Here is an 18917-nt window from a genome sequence, read left to right as displayed (position 1 = left end):
GCTAACCTATGAGAGGGCTAGGTGATATTTTTACAACGAAAGGGTTAGTTGCGGACCGAAACAATGACGGTGTAGCTGATTCATTGTCTGTTTCCTTCTGTTTTCAAACGGGAATCGTCGTAGAAGGATTCATTGATTTTTGTGCCCGATTAGGCCTTGAAACAAGTGAGCTAGATCTGCCTTCCATTCGTATGGAAGATTCACCGATGGTTGCTAGCAGCACGAAAAGCGGTGAGTGGTTTTGCTCAGTATGTATCGAGCCATCCTGCGATGTGGATAATGCGTCATGCACGCTCGATCGAGGGAATAATCGAATTGCTTTCGTTGGTGGAAGCGAGGAGAGTCTTAGCCGATTACTGCGCTGGATGGCGGCATATTGGACAGATGCAGCACCTGCAACAACTTCACTCGGCGACATTAAAAGGATTCGTTGTTCTTTACATGAAGTTCAACTATATGTTTGTGCGGATGCTTCACCTGTTTGTCAGATTGCGATACCCCAGTATGCGCTGATGAGCTCGCATGAGGGAAGTCCTATCGTAGAGAGACCAACTCCACTTGAAAGTCTGGCAGAGCTTTGGACAACGGCAGGGTTCTATCAAGCGGGGCGTACGGATTTAACGAGTCGGACAGATGTATTTTTTACAGGGATCCATACTGCAGAGGCGGTTATGTCTGCCGCCCGCTTTGCAGCTCGGATTGGTCTAGCCTCGACCGGGATACATTTCCCGCTCACAGGAGAAGCAAATCGGATTGCGGAGCTCACTTTTTGCTTACGCATGAATGGTGAAGCACCTCTAGCAAGTGGAGTGGTTGAAGTAATCCCAGACCCTAGAGAAAAGACAACAAGAGTCATTCAGCTTTCAGGGGGAGGACAAGCGATTGTTGCGGCGCTTGATTATTTAGGGACTGCTACTTCGCACCGACTCGGGGGGACTTTTGGTGCATGGGAAGAATCAGACGAGCCAAAAGAGAAGGATTTCCCCCTATTTATAGAGAAAACATGGAAAGACCAGGGCGAACGAAATGAGATAGAACAGTTGTTTCATGAGCAGTTGATCGCGATTGCTAGTCGAATGGAGACGGACGGGTGCTTATCTTCTCCGCTGGCGGTCACGGCGTTTTTATCAGAACCAAAAGAGATTCGACGTGCGTTGGAGCGATGCTGGAAGAGCGCAATCACGGAGCTGCTTCCAGATAACGATAGTACGGTACAGATTCACTCTGCTTTTAAACCAGGCTTGTGCTGGATAAAAGAAACGATTTTGCCGTCCCTTGTACGTACAGGGGAACGAGTAGAACGAATTTTGATCTCTTTCCAACGAGAGGAAAGAGAAGGTGGGATGGAGCTTTCTCATCGATGGCTTCAAGAATTATACCCGGTTGATCAGTTGTTGGAAAAAGAATTGGGCTTGTCCTTGTCGCAAGTATCAATCGTGATGGATGAGAACCTACCGACTACATACCAAGTCGAAGTATGGGGAGTCGGGCTGGAGCACTTAGGTACATGGAATTTGGATGTACCTGTATCCACTGTGCCGTATGCCGACGAGCAAAGTCGAGCTTATCCAACTACGTCAGGACTCTTCTTTTCCCATGGAACAACTAAAGAACAATTCTTGATTCCTACGGATCGAGAGAGGTTTTGGCAATTCTATACGCAGCAATTTTTACCTGAGTTGACGGAAGAATTGTTATGTAAACAAATTGAACCGTATCAAGGAAACACTCCGCTCTTTCATTCGATAGAGGTAACCGTCACTATGAGTGAACAGGAAGAACGGCTAGACATAGACGAAGAAACCATATCGTCGTTAGAAGCGTTGCATGAAGATATTTATTTTTATACGCTGGACTACTATGCGTATTTGGGTGAAAGAAAAACGGGAGTGGCGTGGAATTCTCCTGGGGCGGTGCGACCATTTGTAAAGGTCAAACCAGCAAGCTCTCCAGTGGCAACCATTCGCGTAAAAGAATATATAGAAGAACAAGCTTTCTCTATCAAAACAACTCATTTATACTTCGAGGCAGAGCAATCTGCTCCTGTAAAAGCACGCATCCTGAGAACGTACGAAAAGAGTACCAGCATCGAAGAACGGAAGCTTCCTTATCTACACCGAAACCATTATCCAGATATGGGCGAATGGGCAGAGCTGGCTACACATCCGTCTGTACATATATGGGAAGTAGAGAAATCGTTTGAAGGACGGCCGATTTATGCAGTGGAGGTAACAGCACCCCAGATTTCCAAATACGTATCAACTCACAAGCTCTCTCTGTATAAACCAACCATTTTGCTCGAAACCGGACATCATCCAAACGAGGTTTCCAGTATGCCTGCTGCACGTGAGCTGGTGGAAGAGCTCATAACCAAAAAAATGGATTGGCTTACTCGTTTCAATCTGGTCGTGATTCCATTTGCCAATCCGGATGGGGTCGCACTTCATCAAGAGCTCGTCAAAGATAATCCATTTTGGAAGCATCATGCTGCCCGTTATAATTCCGTTGGATTAGAATACACCAATCACCGTTTTCAGCCGAGCGTTTTTGGCGAATCGCGGGTAGTTCCCCAACTGTTTTATCGCTGGTTGCCGGATGTGATCATCGATGATCACGGAATCCCTTCGCATGAATGGACACAACCATTCGCAGGGTACAATAGCCCACCGAGATTCCCTGTATCTTATTGGATGCCGATCTCACTCTTTTACGGGATTGGCCGCGAGATGGAGCGATCTGACTATCCTTATCATGCTGTCGCTCTTGATACGATTCAAAAGGCAGCCGAGGAAGGGCTGAGACATCATCCGCGTCTGTGGAACAAAAATAAACGCTTTATCGAGCGCTACATTCGGTATGGACATAACTGGGAGCCCGCCATTTTCCCATTGCCTACTGATCAAGATTTCTTGTTTTATCGGTGGCCTACAAAGCCGAACAGAACCTCTCCTTCCTTACTCTCTCGTTTTCCTGAATGGGTGACGCTTGATTTAATAACGGAAGCGGCTGATGAGACGGTTGCGGGAGGAGCATTGCGAGATTGCATAGAAACACATAAGATTTTCAATCGTGCTGTCATGGAGTGTGTGGCATCCAGCCCACGGCGTGTTTCGCGACAGTATGGACAAGACCATATTCGACTCTCACGAATGAGACCTATGCGGATCGGAGGAAACAATCATGAAGACCATTTTAGTAACAGGGTTTGATCCTTTTGGTGGAGAAACGGTTAACCCTGCTTGGGAATCGGTAAAAGAGCTGGGAAAAATCGAGTCTGATTTGTATAAAGTAGAGCTGCGCAAAATTCCTACGGTTTTTGAAAAATCTATCGAACATCTGTACGCAGCGATAGAAGAAACGAATCCGGACATCGTATTATGTATCGGTCAAGCAGGTGGACGAGGAGATATTGCCGTTGAGCGTGTAGCAATTAACGTCAATGATGCTCGAATCCCGGATAATGAAGGAAATCAGCCGATTGATACACCGATCAGGGAAAACGGTCCTACTGGCTACTGGTCTACATTGCCAATCAAAGCGATTGTACATGAGTTAAAACAACAAGGAATTCCGACTTCCATATCCCAGACGGCGGGTACATATGTATGCAACCATCTTTTTTATGGATTGATGCATTACCTTGCTGAGAAAAAAGCTTCCGTACGCGGAGGGTTCATCCATATCCCTTATTTGCCTGAACAAGCAGCAAGGCAAGCAGGGCAGCCAAGCATGGCGTTAGAAACAATTGTAAAAGGCTTGCGATTGGCAATCGAGACGACCCTATCTAATGAGCGGGATATTGTCATGGAAGGCGGACAAATTAGCTGAGCAGGAGGAGAAACCCTCCTCCCTTCCATTCATGTGGCAGTACCGATATTCGAAAATGGAGGGAAAAACGTTGCCTAGATATGAATTCTCTCCTCTTGGGGACTCGGGTGTCATGGTCAAACTAGGAGAGGTTATCGATCAACAGACCCATGAGAAGGTCATCCTATTCTCTGAATACCTACAGGAGCATCCTTTCCCCGGGATGATCGAATCTGTACCTGGCTTTACGACTGTTACCGTCTATTACGATCCGATTACTCTTTTCGATCCACTTGATGATATTTTGCCATACGATCGTGCCGTTGCTATTCTTGAGCAAATGTCGCAGCAAATCTCCAACACTCACTCTACAGAGTACAGACTGGTAGAAATCCCGGTTTGTTATGGAGGGAGCTTTGGTCCAGATCTGGAGGTAGTCGCCAAACAAAATGGTCTTAGTGTAGAGGAAGTAATTTCGATCCATTCGGCAACAGAATATCTGGTGTACATGATCGGATTTGCTCCCGGCTTTCCGTATCTCGGTGGAATGGATGAGCGACTGGCCACGCCGCGACGTTCCTCGCCACGACTATCTATTCCAATGGGGAGTGTAGGGATCGGAGGATTGCAAACAGGTATTTATTCGATAGAGAGTCCAGGTGGGTGGCAAATTATCGGAAGAACACCACTGAGATTATTTCAGGCAGGTGAAAGTTCTCCAAGTCTCTTGTGCGCTGGTGATAAAGTTCGCTTTCGTCCTATCTCCGAGCGGGAATACGATAACGGGGAGAAGGTGTACTAAGTGAGTATAGAGGTGATTACGCCAGGACTTTGCACGACCGTTCAAGATACAGGTAGATTTGGCTTTCAGCAGGTTGGGGTCAGCGTCAGTGGGGCGATGGACGAGCAAGCTGTACAGATGGCGAACATGTTAGTTGGCAATCAACAAACGGATGCTGTTCTGGAGCTGACGATGAGAGGCCCAAGCTTATTGTTTCATAAGGACATGCTAATCGCCATTTGTGGTGGTGACTTCAAAGTCACGATCAATGATAGATTCGTGTTGCCCAATCGAGCAGTCTGGATCAGGAGTGGAAGCATCTTGAAGTTTGGCCTGGCCAAGGAAGGCTGTCGCGCCTATCTCGCAGTCGCAGGCGGATGGGATGTGCCACTTGTGATGGGTAGTCGTAGTACGAATCTCCGTGGAAGGTTCGGAGGCTTTGCGGGTAGAATGCTTGCGGCAGGAGATAAGCTAGTTCAATGCTCTCCAGGTTCATTCAGCCAATTTCTCGCTAACCAATTGGAAAGAAAGGCAGGAGCAGCTCCCTTCTACCAAGCGAATTGGTTTATTCCTTCTAGTACGCTTGTAAAAAATGGAGAAGCGGTTGTACGGGTGATACAAGGCGAGCAATTCGCAGATTTTTCGGAAGAGAGCCGTCAAAGCTTTTTCGAACAAACCTTTCAAGTGTCTACTCAATCAGACAGGATGGGGTATCGTTTAACAGGACCGGCGCTCGAACTTACGCAATCGATGGAACTGATCTCGGCTGCGGTCACCGTTGGAACGATACAGGTTCCGCCAAACGGTCAACCTATTATCCTGATGGCAGACAGACAAACCATTGGCGGTTATCCAAAGATAGGCTATGTGCCAACGATAGATTTGCCGATCGTCGCCCAGTTGCGGCCAGGCGAAAAGATTCACTTTCAAGAGATTTCTCTGCGTGATGCTCAAAAGGCGCTTATCGAGAGGGATTCATTGATGAAGGCGATCAAGCTTGGTATAGAAGTAACCGTGGGATGGAGGTAAAAAGATGGAAACAGTAGATCTAAACTGTGATATGGGAGAGAGCTTTGGCGCCTATCAGTTGGGCAACGATCAAGAGATTTTGCCCTATATCACCTCGGCAAATGTGGCTTGTGGTTTCCATGCTGGAGACCCAGGAACAATGAGAAAAACGGTGCAAATGGCTTTGGAGGCAGGTGTGGCAATCGGTGCCCATCCCGGATTCGCTGATCTGGTCGGCTTCGGTCGCCGCAACATGGAGATTTCCCCTGAGGAGGCTTACGAGCTAGTCCTCTACCAAATCGGCGCCCTGCAAGCGTTTGTGCGGGCAGAAGGGGGCGTCATGCATCATGTGAAGCCACACGGGGCCTTATACAATATGGCAGCCACAAGACCCGCTTTGGCTGAGTCTATCGCGTTGGCCATCTACAAAGTAAATCCGGAACTGGTGTTGTATGGCTTGGCGGGAAGCGAGTTGACGCGTGCAGGGGAAAAAATCGGTCTTGCTACGGCGCATGAAGTGTTTGCCGACCGCACGTATCAGCAGGATGGCACGCTGACACCGCGTAGTCAGCCGAATGCGATGATTACAGACCAACAGCAATCCCTCCAGCAAGTCATACGTATGGTAAGCAAGGGACTCGTCCTGACCCAACAAGGCGTGGATATCCCGATTCAGGCCGATACGATTTGTATTCATGGCGACGGTGCCCATGCGTTGGAATTCGCGCAAAGCATCCGAGAAGCTTTGGTAGGAGCTGGCATGACAATCGCAGCACGATTTGCTCGATAGACATCTATCGGGCTTTTTCTGTTTCCGCTCCGGGAGTCTGGTATCCTGCGGTACTTCGCTTTTTCCCCCAGAGGAGGAAGAGCAAGAACAACAGCGGGATATAGCCATAAATGAAAACGATGCTCACTTTCCCATAAAAATCGAGTGCCATGAGCAAAGGAGTCGTACCTTCGAGCAGAAAGGAACCCATTGCCAGAGACGCTAGGAGAAGCAGAAGGGCGCGGATTTGACTGATGCCAAATATTTGTTTCAGTCCGCGGGTAACCCCCCATAGATTAAGACAGATGTTTGGCAAAATCACGAAGAGCCAAAGAGATATCACAATGAACTCCAATCGCTGCAAAATCGGAATTTCGACGATTTTGAGCATGGTCAAGGTCGGCCAAATAATCTTATCTAGTTCACCTTGGCTAAACATGAGGAATGTTACGAGAGCGACTGCTACATACAAGAGCGTGCTGAAAAGGACGCCAGCGTGGGCCCATTTTTGCGAGTGAGCTGCTCGTTTGATAAATGGGTAGTAAAAGAGCAGTAATTCAAAGCCCATATAATTGATAACAGCGTCTTTGGCAGACGCGAATAAGGAGGGGAGGTTATGCGAAAACATCGGGAACAAATTATTCGGATGAGCGTACTCGAAAGGGAATAGAAACAAAGGAAGCATCAAAATCGCCGGAATCACCACACCGAAAAAGCAGACGCCCGTAACCGTACGAAAACCACCAGCGACAATGTACAAAATGAGGAGCAAGATAATCAGCGTCGTACTCCACGTATGCATAAGCGGGAAAATAAACTGCTTCACAATACTGACGTAAGAACGCAAGATGAGAAAAGCAGCCATCCAGATGTAGATCAATACGACAAAGCTCATCAACTTGCCTAGCCATTTTCCAAAGCAGAACTCGTGAAGGGAGAACAGATCTTGGCTGCCCGCATTCAACATGGAATAGAGCATCCAAATAATAAGATGGATGCTTGCCCCAGCAAGTAGTTGGGAGATCCAGGCATCGTATCCGGCATGGGCTACGATTGTCCGTTGAAACCCTAGTATCCCGACCCCCACGATATTGGCATGCACAAGAAAGAATACAAAAAAAGGTGAAACCATAGCGCTTTCCCGAATGGAAGTACTCACCTGATCCCTCCTGATTATTCATTACTCACCCGTTTGCTCCAGCTTGATCGAGGCCGTCACTGCGATTTTTATCTGAGGATAAATCTTTTTGAAGTGAGAGTAGTTCCATGACGTGCTTCGACTGCGAACCAAATCACCAAATCCTACCGGATCAACTTCAAGCTTCTGTAAATGCTTCACAAAGCTCGTCGCCTCCTTTTGCAGGTAAGAGGAAAGTTCTTTTTCCATTTGTTGTAGGACTTGTGGATTGGATAATTGCAACCACTTCGAATAATCTCTGATTTGCCCATTTACCGTGAGCTTTACCATGATGCTGGGAACAGGCTCTGCGGTATTGACATCGAATGCGGCATGGGAATGAAGATTTTTCAACAGTCCGGATTCTTTTCGATTGTTTATCGTCACTTCAAATGGAATTTGACCACTCTTGGCTTTTTCCACCATGATTTTTAGCAAAAAGCTTTCTTTCGAATTGATGCGATGCACGAATTTGTCATCTCGAAAAAGCGCGAGACCATCGAGCTTCACTCTGTCATTATGCATCACGAAATAAGGAAGGTAAGGATCGCGACCCTCGCCATACAAATTAAACAAGAAAATATGCAGGTTGGTCTTGGGCACGTTCAACGTTTTGATATTTTGAGCGACGCTATCGGAGATGAAGAAGGGAATTTGCATATGACGGATGCCCTTCAAAATCGTCAATGCCTTTGGTTCCGCCACAGCGAGTTGAAGGCGAAAACCGATAGAGGGATCGCGGCAAAGCGTATGCACCAGGGATTCCATTCCGTTTTCAGCATATTTCCTCCCGACAATGACGGAGCGCAACTGCCCAAGCTCCACTTGTGAAGGGGTGATGGCGTTAAAATCAGGGAGGATCGTATATAAATTCGTACTTTTTGTTTCCAACAGTTCTATCGACGTCTTTTCCTTTCCGTACACGTGGGTGATAGCCGCGCCTTTCATCTTTTGATCTTCGATATCGAGCCCCAGTGAATGAATCAGCTGTACTTCGCTGACGATCCGAGTCGAAGAGCAGCCAGCCATGATCCATATAAATAACACCAGTATCCATTTCCTCATTGCAACCATGGTTTCCTCGATGGCTCCTTCTTCTATTCATCAATGTCTCTTTTCTGAGTGGCCTTGTCAGGATCGTATCTCCATTGCGAGATGACGCGCATAACAGCAGATCTTCTGGCCGTTCTGCTGTAGGAAGAGCGAATGAAGCTGTCCGCGAAGCTGCGTCTGCGAAAAGGGTAAAGTGGAGCCAGGTAAGGTGTTCCTAACGATTTAAGCTGAAGAAGATGAGTCAGCATGAACAAAAGACCGATGGCAATCCCAAGCCCGCCCCATATTCCAGATAAAATAATGAGCGGGAAGCGCAGAAATCGAATCGTATTTGACATTTTGTAAATGGGGGTAGTGAAAGAGGCAAGCGCAGACAGAGCAACGATGATCAGCAATATATTACTGGTCAAGGCAGCTTCTACAGATGCTTGACCAATGACGATTCCACCTACGATTCCAAGAGTCTGTCCGACCTTTGTCGGGAGCCGGGCACCTGCTTCTCGCAAAAACTCAATCGTCAGCTCCAAGAAAAGCACCTCTAAAACAGGGGGAAACGGGACGTATTTCCTCGATAAAATAATCGGAGCCAGCATGTCTTGTGGAATCATTTCCAAATGGAAAGTGAGAACCGCCGTATAGGCAGGTGTCATCAAAATAGAAAAAAGCACACCAAAAATGCGAATCAACCGAAACAAGGACGATAAGATCCACGGTAAATAATAATCCTCGGGAGAAATGAAGAAATCAAAGATAGTGGTTGGACCGGTAATGACATACGGAGATGCATCGGAAATAATCACGATTTGCCCGAGAGTTAAGGCATAGATGACCCGGTCAATCCTTTCTGTAGACAGAAATAATGGGAAAGGCGTATTCGAATTGTCACTCATGATTTGATCGAGCTGTGATGAATCAAAAATAATATCGAAGTCGATCGTCTGTAGTCTTTGCTCAACGGTTTCAATGTGCTGAGGATTCGTAATACCAGACAAGTAGACAACAGCTATGCGCGTATGAGAGAGCGTACCTAAGGTTAACTCTCGAATGATTAATTTGGGTGTGCTGATTTGTTGACGGATGAGATGCAGGTTGATATCGATGTTTTCAACAAAGCCTACCTTTGGTCCAACGACACTAAACTCGTTTTCCGTGTCATTGTCCGTTCGCAGTCCTTCAGTCGGATTGGATAGATTGATGAGGGCGAAGAACTGTAGATTGTCTTTCGATTGGATGGCAGCATAGCCTGTCATGATTTTGGAGACGACTGTCTGTATGTCGTCCGTATAAATAATTGCCTCCACATGGATAAAGCAGGAAAAGTGGCGCAGGTCCGTGATCGATTCATTTGCATCCATACGCTCTTGAAGGGGGCGCAAGAGATTTTTTTGCAGCAGCTCTGTTTTTATTAAGGTTTGATAGTACGAAATAACAAAAGGACTTTCCTCGTTCAGCAGGGGGTAATGCTTAAAATCATTCGACTCTTGTGCGATGGAAAGAAACTCATTCCATTTCGTGATCATGTCGGTTTCGCTCCATAAGCTGTTCATCATTTGAGTTTTACTATGTCCGGTTTGTAGTGGAATTATCATCTAGAAAATAGAATGATTTCCTATAGGGAAGGGAACAATCAAACAAAGAACGAGGCGTGAAGAGAAATGGAAATTGAGGGGTTCATATGTTGGAAGTTAACTGTGATACATCATCGCTGAAGGCTGAATTGCTGCAAGAGCTGAGGGGAATATCCGTTACGTTAGATGAGAGCATACATGCGTTAAAAAATGAAAACGAATGTGTGCTCGGGACGTTTGATCAAATACGCACCAAGTTTAGTCGACTTGAAACCGTAGCAGCCTCATTTTATTTGCAATGCTATCTCTCTCCCTATACGGAAAAATACCTGGATCTGTCCATGGCTGTGCAGCACTTGTCCAAAAGGCGTCAAGGAGCACTGATCGTCGTTGAGCGCGAGGACCCACTTGATTTACTGCTGCAAGCTGGCATACCGATCGGAGCAACGATGAGCCATTCCTTGCTGGAGTCGATCTTTTATCCTGGCAGCCCTTTGCATGATGGGGCCGTTCTGATTCGGGAAAATCAGATCATTTCCGCGGCCAATGTACTGCCATTATCACAAGTTGTCGTAGGGGAAAAAAAGTTGGGAACCAGACATCGTGCTGCTTTAGGGTTGAGTGAAAAAAGCGATGCACTGATCGTTGTTGTTTCCGAGGAAACGGGTAAAGCGTCCTTTGCCATGCAGGGACACTTGTATCCGATTATTTCTCCTTCATGAAAGCGCTCCGAAAAAAGCTGTTGTATCCGAGAAAAGAACGAGGCTGGATTTGTCATGGTGATGATCAAATCCAGCCTCTCGCTATGTCATTCTCAGGTTAGATTCAAGCCCAATTTCCGTTGCGGAATAGTGGTTCACGCTTGCCGTCAGATGTTTCACCATCAATGTTCATCTCGGCGGAGCCGATCATGAAATCAACGTGAGTGAGGCTGATATTGATACCGCGGCTAGCCAGTTCCTCATTGCTCATCTCAGCGCCACCTTCGATATTCACACTATAAGCGTTCCCGATCGCCAAATGGTTGGACGCATTCTCATCAAAGAGCGTGTTATAGAAAATGATATCTGATTGCGAAATGGGGGACAAATGAGGAACCAAGGCCACTTCCCCCAAATAATGCGAGCCTTCATCTGTTTCAATTAATTGCTTCAGGGATTCTTCTCCCTTTTCAGCAGTTGCCGAGACAATTCTTCCTTTTTCAAAAGTCAGCGTAAAATTCTCGATCAAATTCCCATGATAGCTCAAAGGCTTGGTGCTGCGAACGGTTCCGTTGACGCCTTCTTTTAATGGCGCGGTGAATACTTCTTCTGTCGGCATATTGGCCATGAAGGAGGCACCGTCCTTATTTACGCTACCGCCGCCAATCCAAATGTGGTTGGCAGGCAGCTCAATTGTCAAATTGGTACCGGGAGCTTCGTAATGAAGATAGCGGTATTGTTTGGCATTAAGCTGATCTACCTTGCTATTCAGTGTCGCATGATGGTCATGCCAAGCTTGGACAGGGTCATCCATATCTGCGCGAGTCGCGCGGAAGATGGCATCCCACAGGGCAGGCTCCTGTTCCTCTTGTGCCAAATGCGGGAAGACCATGGCGGCCCATGCAGGTGATGGAACTGCAAGCACGCACCAGCTCACTTTATCGGACATGGTATAGCTGCGGAATTTATGGAGAGCTTGACCAGCTGTTTTGTTGGCAGTAGAGATACGGTCTAGATTTACACCCTTCAGCAAATCAGGATTCGCTGCAGAAATGTAGAGAAACGCCGCGCCATTTTCCGCCATTTCCTCTAATCCCTGTACCTTCCATTGCGGGTATTCACGAAACGCTTCATCAGGAGCCAAATCATATTTCATCCGTGTGAGTTCATCGTCGGTCCAATCAATATGCACGTGCTTGGCACCCGCTTCGTACGCTTTTTTGGCTACCTTTCTCACAAAAGGAGCAGTCGATAGCGGAGCTGTTACTACTAACGTTTGCATAGGCTGTACGTTTACGCCGACTTTTACAGCGAGATCAGCATAACGGTCAAACAAGGTTTCAAAAGACATGGTTCATTTCCTCCTTTTAAGAACAAAAGGCTTACTTGCACTCTATCTATTTTACCTTCCCCTCCGAAATCACCTGCTTATGATTTGAAAGAATTTCCTAGGAAAGCGCAGAAAAAGACAGATTACGGCCTAATTCGAGCAAGTTATCCACTTGTTTATTTTGGTTAATTGTAGGAAAATTCAAATGAAAAGGCAATTTTATTACATAAAAAATATTTTATTGGCAGAACTAAAGGAGGCAGTCAGAGTGAAGACAAGACAGACACGTGATCAAGTCGCTGTCGAGTATACGTGGAACCTGAACGATCTGTTTGAGAGCCAGGAAGCGTGGGAGCAAGAATTAGTAGAAATTGTACAGCATCTGCCTGTCGTCACTGCATTCAAAGGTCAGTTGCATACGAGCGGAGAGACGTTATTGGCATGCTTGGAGGCAAACGAGGCGATCCATGTTCGGGCAAATATCGCAGCGACGTATGCCAGACTGCGGTCGTCTGAAGACGGGACGAATCCACAAAACCAAGCGAACTCTGCACGGGTAGGGGATGTCGTGTCCCAGCTGAATGCTGCGCTTTCTTTTATACCTTCCGAGATTTTGGCACTGCCTGAAGGAAAAATCGAGAGCTTCTTGGCGGAAGAACCAGGACTCAAAGTATTCCGCAAAAGCCTGAATGATTTGCTGGAAACAAAGCCGTATCGATTGTCGGCCGAGACCGAAGAAGCGTTTGCGGCGATGGGCGAGGTTTTCTCAGCACCATACAACATTTACGCGCGTGGAAAACTGTCGGACATGTCATTTGGACCCGTCCATGATAGCGAAGGAAATGAGCGTCCAGTATCCTTCGCGTTGTTTGAGACCGATTATGAGATGTCTTCCGATACGACGCTGCGCCGTGCTTCGTACGAATCCTTTTCGAAGACACTCGCTTCTTACCAAAACTCCTTCGCTGCGGTATACGCGACAGAGGTGAAAAGACAGACAGTCATGTCTCGCCTGCGTGGCTATGAAACCGTAACGGACATGCTGCTTAAACCACAGCAAGTTACGCTGGATATGTACCACAACATTCTGGATATTATCGGCAATGAGCTCGCTCCGCACATGCGTCGCTATGCGAAGTTGAAAGCAAAAGAGCTCGGTCTTGAGAAGTTGGCCTTTTGTGATTTGAAGGCGCCGCTTGATCCAGAATTCAGCCCACCGATTACGATTGAAGAAGCTGGGCAAAAGATACTGGCTTCCTTGCAAGTAATGGGTCCTGAATATACAGCCATTATGGAAAAAGCACTGAATGAACGCTGGATCGACTACGTAGACAACGTGGGCAAATCGACAGGTGCGTTCTGCTCAACGACATATAGCAAGCACTCTTACATTCTCATTACGTGGTCGGGAAATATGCGCAGTGCTTTCACGCTGGCACATGAGCTGGGTCATTGCGGACACTTTATGCTGGCGACAAGAGAGCAAAGCTTTACGAACTCTCGTCCATCGCTGTACTTTATCGAAGCGCCTTCCACACTCAATGAGCTCTTGCTCGCGCAGCACATCGTGGAGCAATCCGACGATCCGCGTTTGAAGCGTTGGGTCATTTTGCAATTGATGAATACGTACTATCACAACTTTGTCACGCATCTGTTAGAAGCGAGAATGCAACGAAAAGTGTACGAAGCAGCGCAAAAAGACGTACCTTTGACTGCCAAACAGCTCTCCGAATGGAAAGGGCAAGTGCTCGCAGACTTCTGGGGTGATGCAGTTGATCTGGACGCGGCAGCGAGTCTTACATGGATGCGCCAACCGCACTATTACATGGGGCTGTATCCTTACACATACGCAGCTGGTTTGACCGCTTCTACAGCAATGGCAGCGAGCATCAAGGAAGAGGGACAGCCTGCTGTTGATCGCTGGATCGAGGTGCTCAAAGCCGGGGGAACACTAACACCGCTGGAACTGATGAAAAAAGCTGGCGTGGACATGTCAGATCCGCAGCCAATCCGCGAGGCTGTCGCATACGTCGGCAGTCTGGTTGACGAGCTGGAAAGTCTGTTTTAACCTGATAAAAGCAGAAAAGGCTTGTGATCGCAAGAAATCACAAGCCTTTTGATTTGATCAAGCAAGAAGGAGTAGTCATCATGACCGAATTTACGCAGCGCGCACTAAATATTATTGCCGGGATTCCAGCGGGCCATGTCATGACGTACGGGCAAATTGCTGCGTTGGCCGGGAGTCCAAGGGCTGCCAGACAAATCGTTCGCATCCTTCATTCCATGTCCAAAAAGCACCAGCTTCCTTGGCATCGGGTCATCAACGCCCAAGGAAAGATCGGATTGCAAGATTTGGATTCGTTCACGCTGCAAAAAATGGCCTTGGAAAGCGAAGGGATAGTGGTGTCAGCAGCAGGAGAAATAGAGTTGGAACGTTATCAGTTTCACCCACATGTAGTGGATGAGCCGCTATTCTAGTATCCTACTTCTACCGAAGCAATGACGATATAGGCAAGGTCGTTCTTGTCCTCTTTTTCAGCGATCACGACTCCACTGCTCGTCAGCATGCCACCCTCTACGATTTCGAAGGAGACTTCCCCGTAAGGCAGTGCTTTACGAACCGTTTCCAAGTCGAGCTTGTCCTTGTCAGCAGGAACGGCCAGCCTCACATTTACTTTCATGTTATGGATATCGTTTCCTGGCAGGACAGAACGCAGTCCAGGCATCGAATTATGATGGATGGCATTCTGAACAGCGCGGACTGCGGCTTTGGTGACGTTTTGTCCATGCATGTCGATGCCCATTCCTATTTCAATAAACATTACTTTTTCCATTGGCTTGTTCACTCCTGTTTCATTCTACTTTTCTACCATCCTTATCTTACCACGAAAAGGAATGGTTTTTTCTCTCATCTGTATTGTGTTTATCGTCAAGACATGTCATCATAACATGTTGGTATCTATGATTGACGATTCTTTTCATTATTGGAGGCAGGTCACAATTGGAACGTTATCCTTTTGCCTACGATCCGTCCCAGCCGTTCATCTCTCAGGTGAGTGATTGGGTAGCGGACGTTTTTTATGAAGTATTGCCTGAGGCTGGATTCGAGGTGCGTGATGAGCAAATCTACATGGCCTTTCAGCTTGAACGGGCTTTTATAGAAAAGCAAACGATTTTTGCAGAGGCGGGAGTGGGCACGGGAAAAACATTGGCTTACTTGTTGTACGCCATCTGCTATGCACGATATACCAGAAAGCCCGCCATCATTGCCTGTGCGAATGAGTCGTTGATTGAGCAGCTCGTAAAACCCGAAGGCGATATTGCCAAACTGGCTCGTCATCTCAACCTGACGATTGACGCGAGACTCGGTAAATCTCCGGACCAATATGTCTGTTTGCGCAAGCTGGATGAGGCGAGATTCCAGCCTGAGACAGGCGAAGCTTTCCAGCATATTTATCAAGAGTTGCCTTCATTTGTTCACACACATGAGGCCTTGCAGTCGTTTTATCCGTACGGGGATCGCAGCACATATCCTGACCTGGATGATCAAGAATGGGCGCAGATGAATTGGGATACTTTTCAAGATTGCTTTGTGTGCGACAGACAGCACCGCTGTGGGCAGACCCTTTCGAGAAATCATTACCGTCAGTCGGCCGATTTGATCATTTGTTCCCATGACTTTTATATGGAGCATGTGTGGACCTATGAGATCCGCAAGCGCGGAGGTCAGCTGCCGTTGCTGCCACCGCATAGCTCGGTCATTTTTGACGAGGGTCATCTGCTGGAGCCTGCTGCCCAAAAAGCATTAACGTACAAGCTGAATCACTCCGTGTTCGAAGAAACGATTACGCGTGTCTTGAAGGGTGAGATAAGAGAAGAGCTCGCCATTGCCATTGAAGAAGCCATTGCTCAGAGCGAAGAAATGTTCTCCCGATTAAACGAAGAGAGCAAGGCTGTGATGGGCTCTAACCGCAAAGAGATTCACTTCCATCCTGAACTCATTGCAACCATCCACCGTTTTACGAGTCTCGTCAGTTGGATTGAAGAAGAGCTGGCGTTAGAGGGTGGTCTGTATACGTTGGACGAGTTCCAGCTGCGAATTGTCGAAGAGCATTTGGAAATGATGCAGCTGGCACTGGGACTTTTCCAAGACCCGGCTCACGTCATTTCCTGGATGAGTGAAGAGATTACAGGACCTACCTTGGTCGTCATGCCAAAGAAGGTGCAGGAAGTACTGGAAGAGCGCGTATTCTCACAAAAGATGCCGATTGTCTTTTCGTCAGCGACTCTATCTGTTGATGGATCGTTCAAGTATGTGGCGGACAGCTTGGGTATTGAGCAATACCTGTCGTTCTCGGTGGCTTCTCCGTACGAGTACGACAAGCAAATGGAGGTATACGTACCGACACTTTCTGCGACCGACTCATTTGCGGAAAAAATGAGACAGGCTACCCAATTGCTGCAAAAAACAGCGGGTAGTGCGCTGCTGTTGTTTTCCTCCATGGAGGAATTACAGCAATTCAAGACCGCCATCAAAAACGAGCCTGCCTGTACGGATCTGCGATTCTTGTTTGAAGGAGATGCGGAAATCAGCCATCTGATCTCTCAATTCCAAAACGACGAGAAAAGCAGCCTCTGTGCGGTGAGCCTGTGGGAAGGGCTAGATGTTCCGGGGCCTTCGCTGTCCAATGTGATCATTTGGTCACTGCCATTCCCGCCGAATGATCCGGTGTTTACAGCAAAACGAAAAAGTGCAGCGAATCCTTTCGACGAGGTAGATATGCCTTACATGCTGCTGAGACTGCGTCAAGGCATCGGGCGTTTGATCCGTTCGAGAGAGGATAGCGGTCTGGTATCGATCTTGAGTCCGCAATTGAGCGAAAATGACCAGCTGAGACAGCAAGTACAGGATGTTTTCCCAGCTGGGGTAGAGTGGAAAACGTCTTTGGACGGTGTATTGGCGTAAGGAAAAAGCAGGAGCCATTGTGGCTTCCTGCTTTTTTTTCTATGGTTATTCCGGCATGTTGCCGACGGTAGGATCGACGACGAAATCTGGCTTGAAGCCTTCATATTTTACTTCGGATACCATTCCTTGCGCAGCATGGCCCAAATCGTGGCAGTGGAACATCCAATCACCTGGATTGTCAGCTTCGAAGGCGACTACATAAGATTCACCTGGCAAAATGTTCAGCGTATCTTTGACCAGAGGGGAGCCTGAGATAGGCTGTCCGTTTTTGCTCAATACTTGGAAGAAATGTCCGTGCAAATGCATCGGGTGGATATCTTTTTGTGATTTGTTCACCATTGTGACTTTGACTAGGTTACCTTTTTTGACATTGAGCGGAGGGACATCCGGGAACGTTTTTCCATTGATGGTAAAGGCCATTTTTCCATCTGACGTTTCCGTGTTCAGATCCATTTGATACGTAATGTCATACTTCTGATCCAGCGTAAAGCTGCTTTTTGCCGCTTCGCCGTATTTCGTGATGTCTATCGTTGGCATATCGCCAGCTTCGGATTTGGCTGTTTTTGTTTCTGAGCCTTCGTAGACGATAGGCACGACGAGGGACTTGGCGCCTAGATTTGTGCTGCGCTCCTCTAATAACCATTTGCCAGGATTGTTTGCGACAAATTCGAGATCATATCGTTCTCCTGGCCCGATATTGAGGAGCTGGCCTCCTACAAGGGGCGGATTATTAATAGGCTGCCCGTCTGTTGCTACGATTTTAAATTCATGACCTTGCAGGTTCAGCTTGTGGTTCAAGTATCCAGCATTGATCAGGCGGATTCTGACTTTCTCTCCTTCTTTAACAGATAGCGGCTGGATTGCCGGGCCTGTTTTTCCGTTCACGGAAAAAATCGTATACATCAACGGCATCATCTCAGCGTCACTCATGGGCATCTCCATACCGGCCATGTTGTGACCACCAGAGGACGAGCTATCGGAAGAAGGGGCACTCATGCCATGGCTCATGCCACTTCCGTGCATTTCCGCCATGCTATCGTCCTGCATCCACTCATCCAGAACGAGGGTAAAGTCCTTATCAGCTGGCTCTGGTGTAGCCGGTTCTACCACAAGTGAACCATACAAGCCTTTGTCTACCTGCTTGGCGCTGTTTTGATGCGAGTGGTACCAGTATGTCCCGGCAACGTCCACCTTGAATTTGTAGGTGAAGCTTTCGTTTGGTCTTACGGCATTTTGGGTCACACCAGGGATTCCGTCCATGTTATTCGGGACGGGTAAGCCATGCCAGTGAATGGTGACCGGCTCGGGTAATTCGTTTTTCAATGTCACGCTGATGGTTTCTCCTTGTTTGACACGAAGCTGTGGACCTGGAACGGTTCCATTGTACGTCCATGCGTTTTTCATGGTCTTGTCATCGAGGTGGAGCATGTTTTCTTTTGCTGTGAGGGTAAATGTATTGCCTGTAAGCACCTCCATCGACGAGTCGCTGGAAGCAGACATCTGCTGCGGTTGCGTTTCTGCTGTTGTTTGGGGTGAAGAATTCATGTTGTGTCCATTATGATCCATTGTGGTATTGTCAGTGGAGCAGGCGGCTAACAGCAAAACGCCACCTAGAACCAAGGGATAAGCCCATGGGCGTATTTTCCGTTTGTTCATGTGCACTTTTTCCTCCTTTGAGCTGTTGGGGAAAGCGTACCAAACGATTGTGTAGAAAACATGAAGACGGGATGTATGACACTTCTGTTACGCATTTTGCA

The 18917-nt window shown here is 47.4% G+C and carries 15 protein-coding genes; 9 read left to right on the top strand and 6 right to left on the bottom strand.

Features of this window, described 5'->3' with window-relative positions; translation table 11 throughout:
• The first annotated feature begins 8 nt into the window (after window positions 1-8).
• From HPY27_RS07015 to HPY27_RS06995, 5 genes are read left to right on the top strand one after another with little or no spacing between them, the layout of a single operon-like run.
• Window positions 9-3209: a M14 family metallopeptidase gene (locus HPY27_RS07015; protein WP_174224678.1), complete on the top strand. Its 3201-nt coding sequence runs from the start codon at window positions 9-11 to the stop codon at window positions 3207-3209.
• Window positions 3181-3828 (top strand): pyroglutamyl-peptidase I, encoded by a 648-nt coding sequence (gene pcp / locus HPY27_RS07010; RefSeq protein ID WP_174224677.1) that lies wholly within the window; start codon window positions 3181-3183, stop codon window positions 3826-3828. The genes HPY27_RS07015 and pcp overlap by 29 nt, the downstream gene beginning before the upstream one ends.
• Before the next feature lie 31 nt (window positions 3829-3859).
• On the top strand, window positions 3860-4609 hold the full coding sequence (gene pxpB / locus HPY27_RS07005; RefSeq protein WP_173621680.1) for a 5-oxoprolinase subunit PxpB: 750 nt from the start codon (window positions 3860-3862) through the stop codon (window positions 4607-4609).
• A complete protein-coding gene (locus tag HPY27_RS07000; protein ID WP_174224676.1) occupies window positions 4610-5617 on the top strand; it encodes a 5-oxoprolinase subunit C family protein in 1008 nt (335 codons plus the stop codon). It abuts the gene before it with no gap.
• A gap of 4 nt (window positions 5618-5621) precedes the next feature.
• On the top strand, window positions 5622-6386 hold the full coding sequence (locus tag HPY27_RS06995; protein ID WP_174224675.1) for a LamB/YcsF family protein: 765 nt from the start codon (window positions 5622-5624) through the stop codon (window positions 6384-6386).
• Between the two features lie 4 nt (window positions 6387-6390).
• Here the strand turns inward: HPY27_RS06995 and HPY27_RS06990 are convergent, their stop codons facing one another.
• The 3 genes from HPY27_RS06990 to HPY27_RS06980 are packed head-to-tail and all read right to left on the bottom strand — an operon-like array spanning window position 6391 to window position 10115.
• Entirely contained in the window at window positions 6391-7524 is a 1134-nt protein-coding gene (locus tag HPY27_RS06990; protein ID WP_173621683.1) for a GerAB/ArcD/ProY family transporter, read from the bottom strand.
• Window positions 7525-7545: 21 nt separating this feature from the next.
• A complete protein-coding gene (locus HPY27_RS06985) occupies window positions 7546-8589 on the bottom strand; it encodes a Ger(x)C family spore germination protein (protein WP_371814312.1) in 1044 nt (347 codons plus the stop codon).
• Between the two features lie 50 nt (window positions 8590-8639).
• The gene (locus tag HPY27_RS06980; RefSeq protein ID WP_174224673.1) at window positions 8640-10115 is read right to left on the bottom strand and encodes a spore germination protein; all 1476 of its coding nucleotides are present in this window, start codon (window positions 10113-10115) and stop codon (window positions 8640-8642) included.
• 155 nt (window positions 10116-10270) lie between these two features.
• Between HPY27_RS06980 and cdaS the strand changes: the two genes are divergently transcribed.
• Entirely contained in the window at window positions 10271-10885 is a 615-nt protein-coding gene (gene cdaS / locus HPY27_RS06975) for a sporulation-specific diadenylate cyclase CdaS (RefSeq protein WP_017248285.1), read from the top strand.
• A gap of 103 nt (window positions 10886-10988) precedes the next feature.
• Here the strand turns inward: cdaS and HPY27_RS06970 are convergent, their stop codons facing one another.
• On the bottom strand, window positions 10989-12215 hold the full coding sequence (locus tag HPY27_RS06970; protein ID WP_017248286.1) for an aminopeptidase: 1227 nt from the start codon (window positions 12213-12215) through the stop codon (window positions 10989-10991).
• Between the two features lie 247 nt (window positions 12216-12462).
• Between HPY27_RS06970 and pepF the strand changes: the two genes are divergently transcribed.
• Together pepF and HPY27_RS06960 are read left to right on the top strand one after the other, a co-directional pair.
• A complete protein-coding gene (pepF, locus tag HPY27_RS06965) occupies window positions 12463-14262 on the top strand; it encodes an oligoendopeptidase F (RefSeq protein WP_173621687.1) in 1800 nt (599 codons plus the stop codon).
• Between the two features lie 80 nt (window positions 14263-14342).
• The gene (locus HPY27_RS06960; RefSeq protein WP_106834013.1) at window positions 14343-14672 is read left to right on the top strand and encodes an MGMT family protein; all 330 of its coding nucleotides are present in this window, start codon (window positions 14343-14345) and stop codon (window positions 14670-14672) included.
• On the opposite strand, the gene HPY27_RS06955 is transcribed toward HPY27_RS06960, so the two are convergent.
• Window positions 14669-15028: a Lin0512 family protein gene (locus tag HPY27_RS06955; protein WP_017248289.1), complete on the bottom strand. Its 360-nt coding sequence runs from the start codon at window positions 15026-15028 to the stop codon at window positions 14669-14671. The genes HPY27_RS06960 and HPY27_RS06955 overlap by 4 nt on opposite strands.
• A gap of 167 nt (window positions 15029-15195) precedes the next feature.
• Here HPY27_RS06955 and HPY27_RS06950 point away from each other — a divergent pair, with 167 nt between their 5' ends.
• Entirely contained in the window at window positions 15196-17160 is a 1965-nt protein-coding gene (locus HPY27_RS06950) for an ATP-dependent DNA helicase (RefSeq protein ID WP_174224672.1), read from the top strand.
• 45 nt (window positions 17161-17205) lie between these two features.
• Here the strand turns inward: HPY27_RS06950 and HPY27_RS06945 are convergent, their stop codons facing one another.
• Complete coding sequence (locus tag HPY27_RS06945) at window positions 17206-18816, bottom strand: multicopper oxidase family protein (RefSeq protein WP_174224671.1); 1611 nt, start codon at window positions 18814-18816, stop codon at window positions 17206-17208.
• Window positions 18817-18917 lie beyond the last annotated feature (101 nt).

This window comes from Brevibacillus sp. HB1.1, assembly GCF_013332445.1.
Taxonomy (GTDB): Bacteria; Bacillota; Bacilli; order Brevibacillales; family Brevibacillaceae; genus Brevibacillus; species Brevibacillus porteri.
The sequence above is the reverse complement of the archived record's forward strand: the minus strand, read 5'-3'. Positions and strand labels throughout refer to the sequence as shown.

Bases quoted from the DNA above. Each gene is read 5' to 3' on its own strand.
- HPY27_RS07015 (WP_174224678.1), top strand. From the start codon at position 9: ATGAGAGGGCTAGGTGATATTTTTACAACGAAAGGGTTAGTTGCGGAC.
- pcp (WP_174224677.1), top strand. From the start codon at position 3,181: ATGAAGACCATTTTAGTAACAGGGTTTGATCCTTTTGGTGGAGAAACG.
- pxpB (WP_173621680.1), top strand. From the start codon at position 3,860: ATGTGGCAGTACCGATATTCGAAAATGGAGGGAAAAACGTTGCCTAGA.
- HPY27_RS06995 (WP_174224675.1), top strand. From the start codon at position 5,622: ATGGAAACAGTAGATCTAAACTGTGATATGGGAGAGAGCTTTGGCGCC.
- HPY27_RS06980 (WP_174224673.1), bottom strand. From the start codon at position 10,115: ATGATCACGAAATGGAATGAGTTTCTTTCCATCGCACAAGAGTCGAAT.
- cdaS (WP_017248285.1), top strand. From the start codon at position 10,271: ATGTTGGAAGTTAACTGTGATACATCATCGCTGAAGGCTGAATTGCTG.
- HPY27_RS06970 (WP_017248286.1), bottom strand. From the start codon at position 12,215: ATGTCTTTTGAAACCTTGTTTGACCGTTATGCTGATCTCGCTGTAAAA.
- HPY27_RS06960 (WP_106834013.1), top strand. From the start codon at position 14,343: ATGACCGAATTTACGCAGCGCGCACTAAATATTATTGCCGGGATTCCA.
- HPY27_RS06955 (WP_017248289.1), bottom strand. From the start codon at position 15,028: ATGGAAAAAGTAATGTTTATTGAAATAGGAATGGGCATCGACATGCAT.
- HPY27_RS06945 (WP_174224671.1), bottom strand. From the start codon at position 18,816: ATGAACAAACGGAAAATACGCCCATGGGCTTATCCCTTGGTTCTAGGT.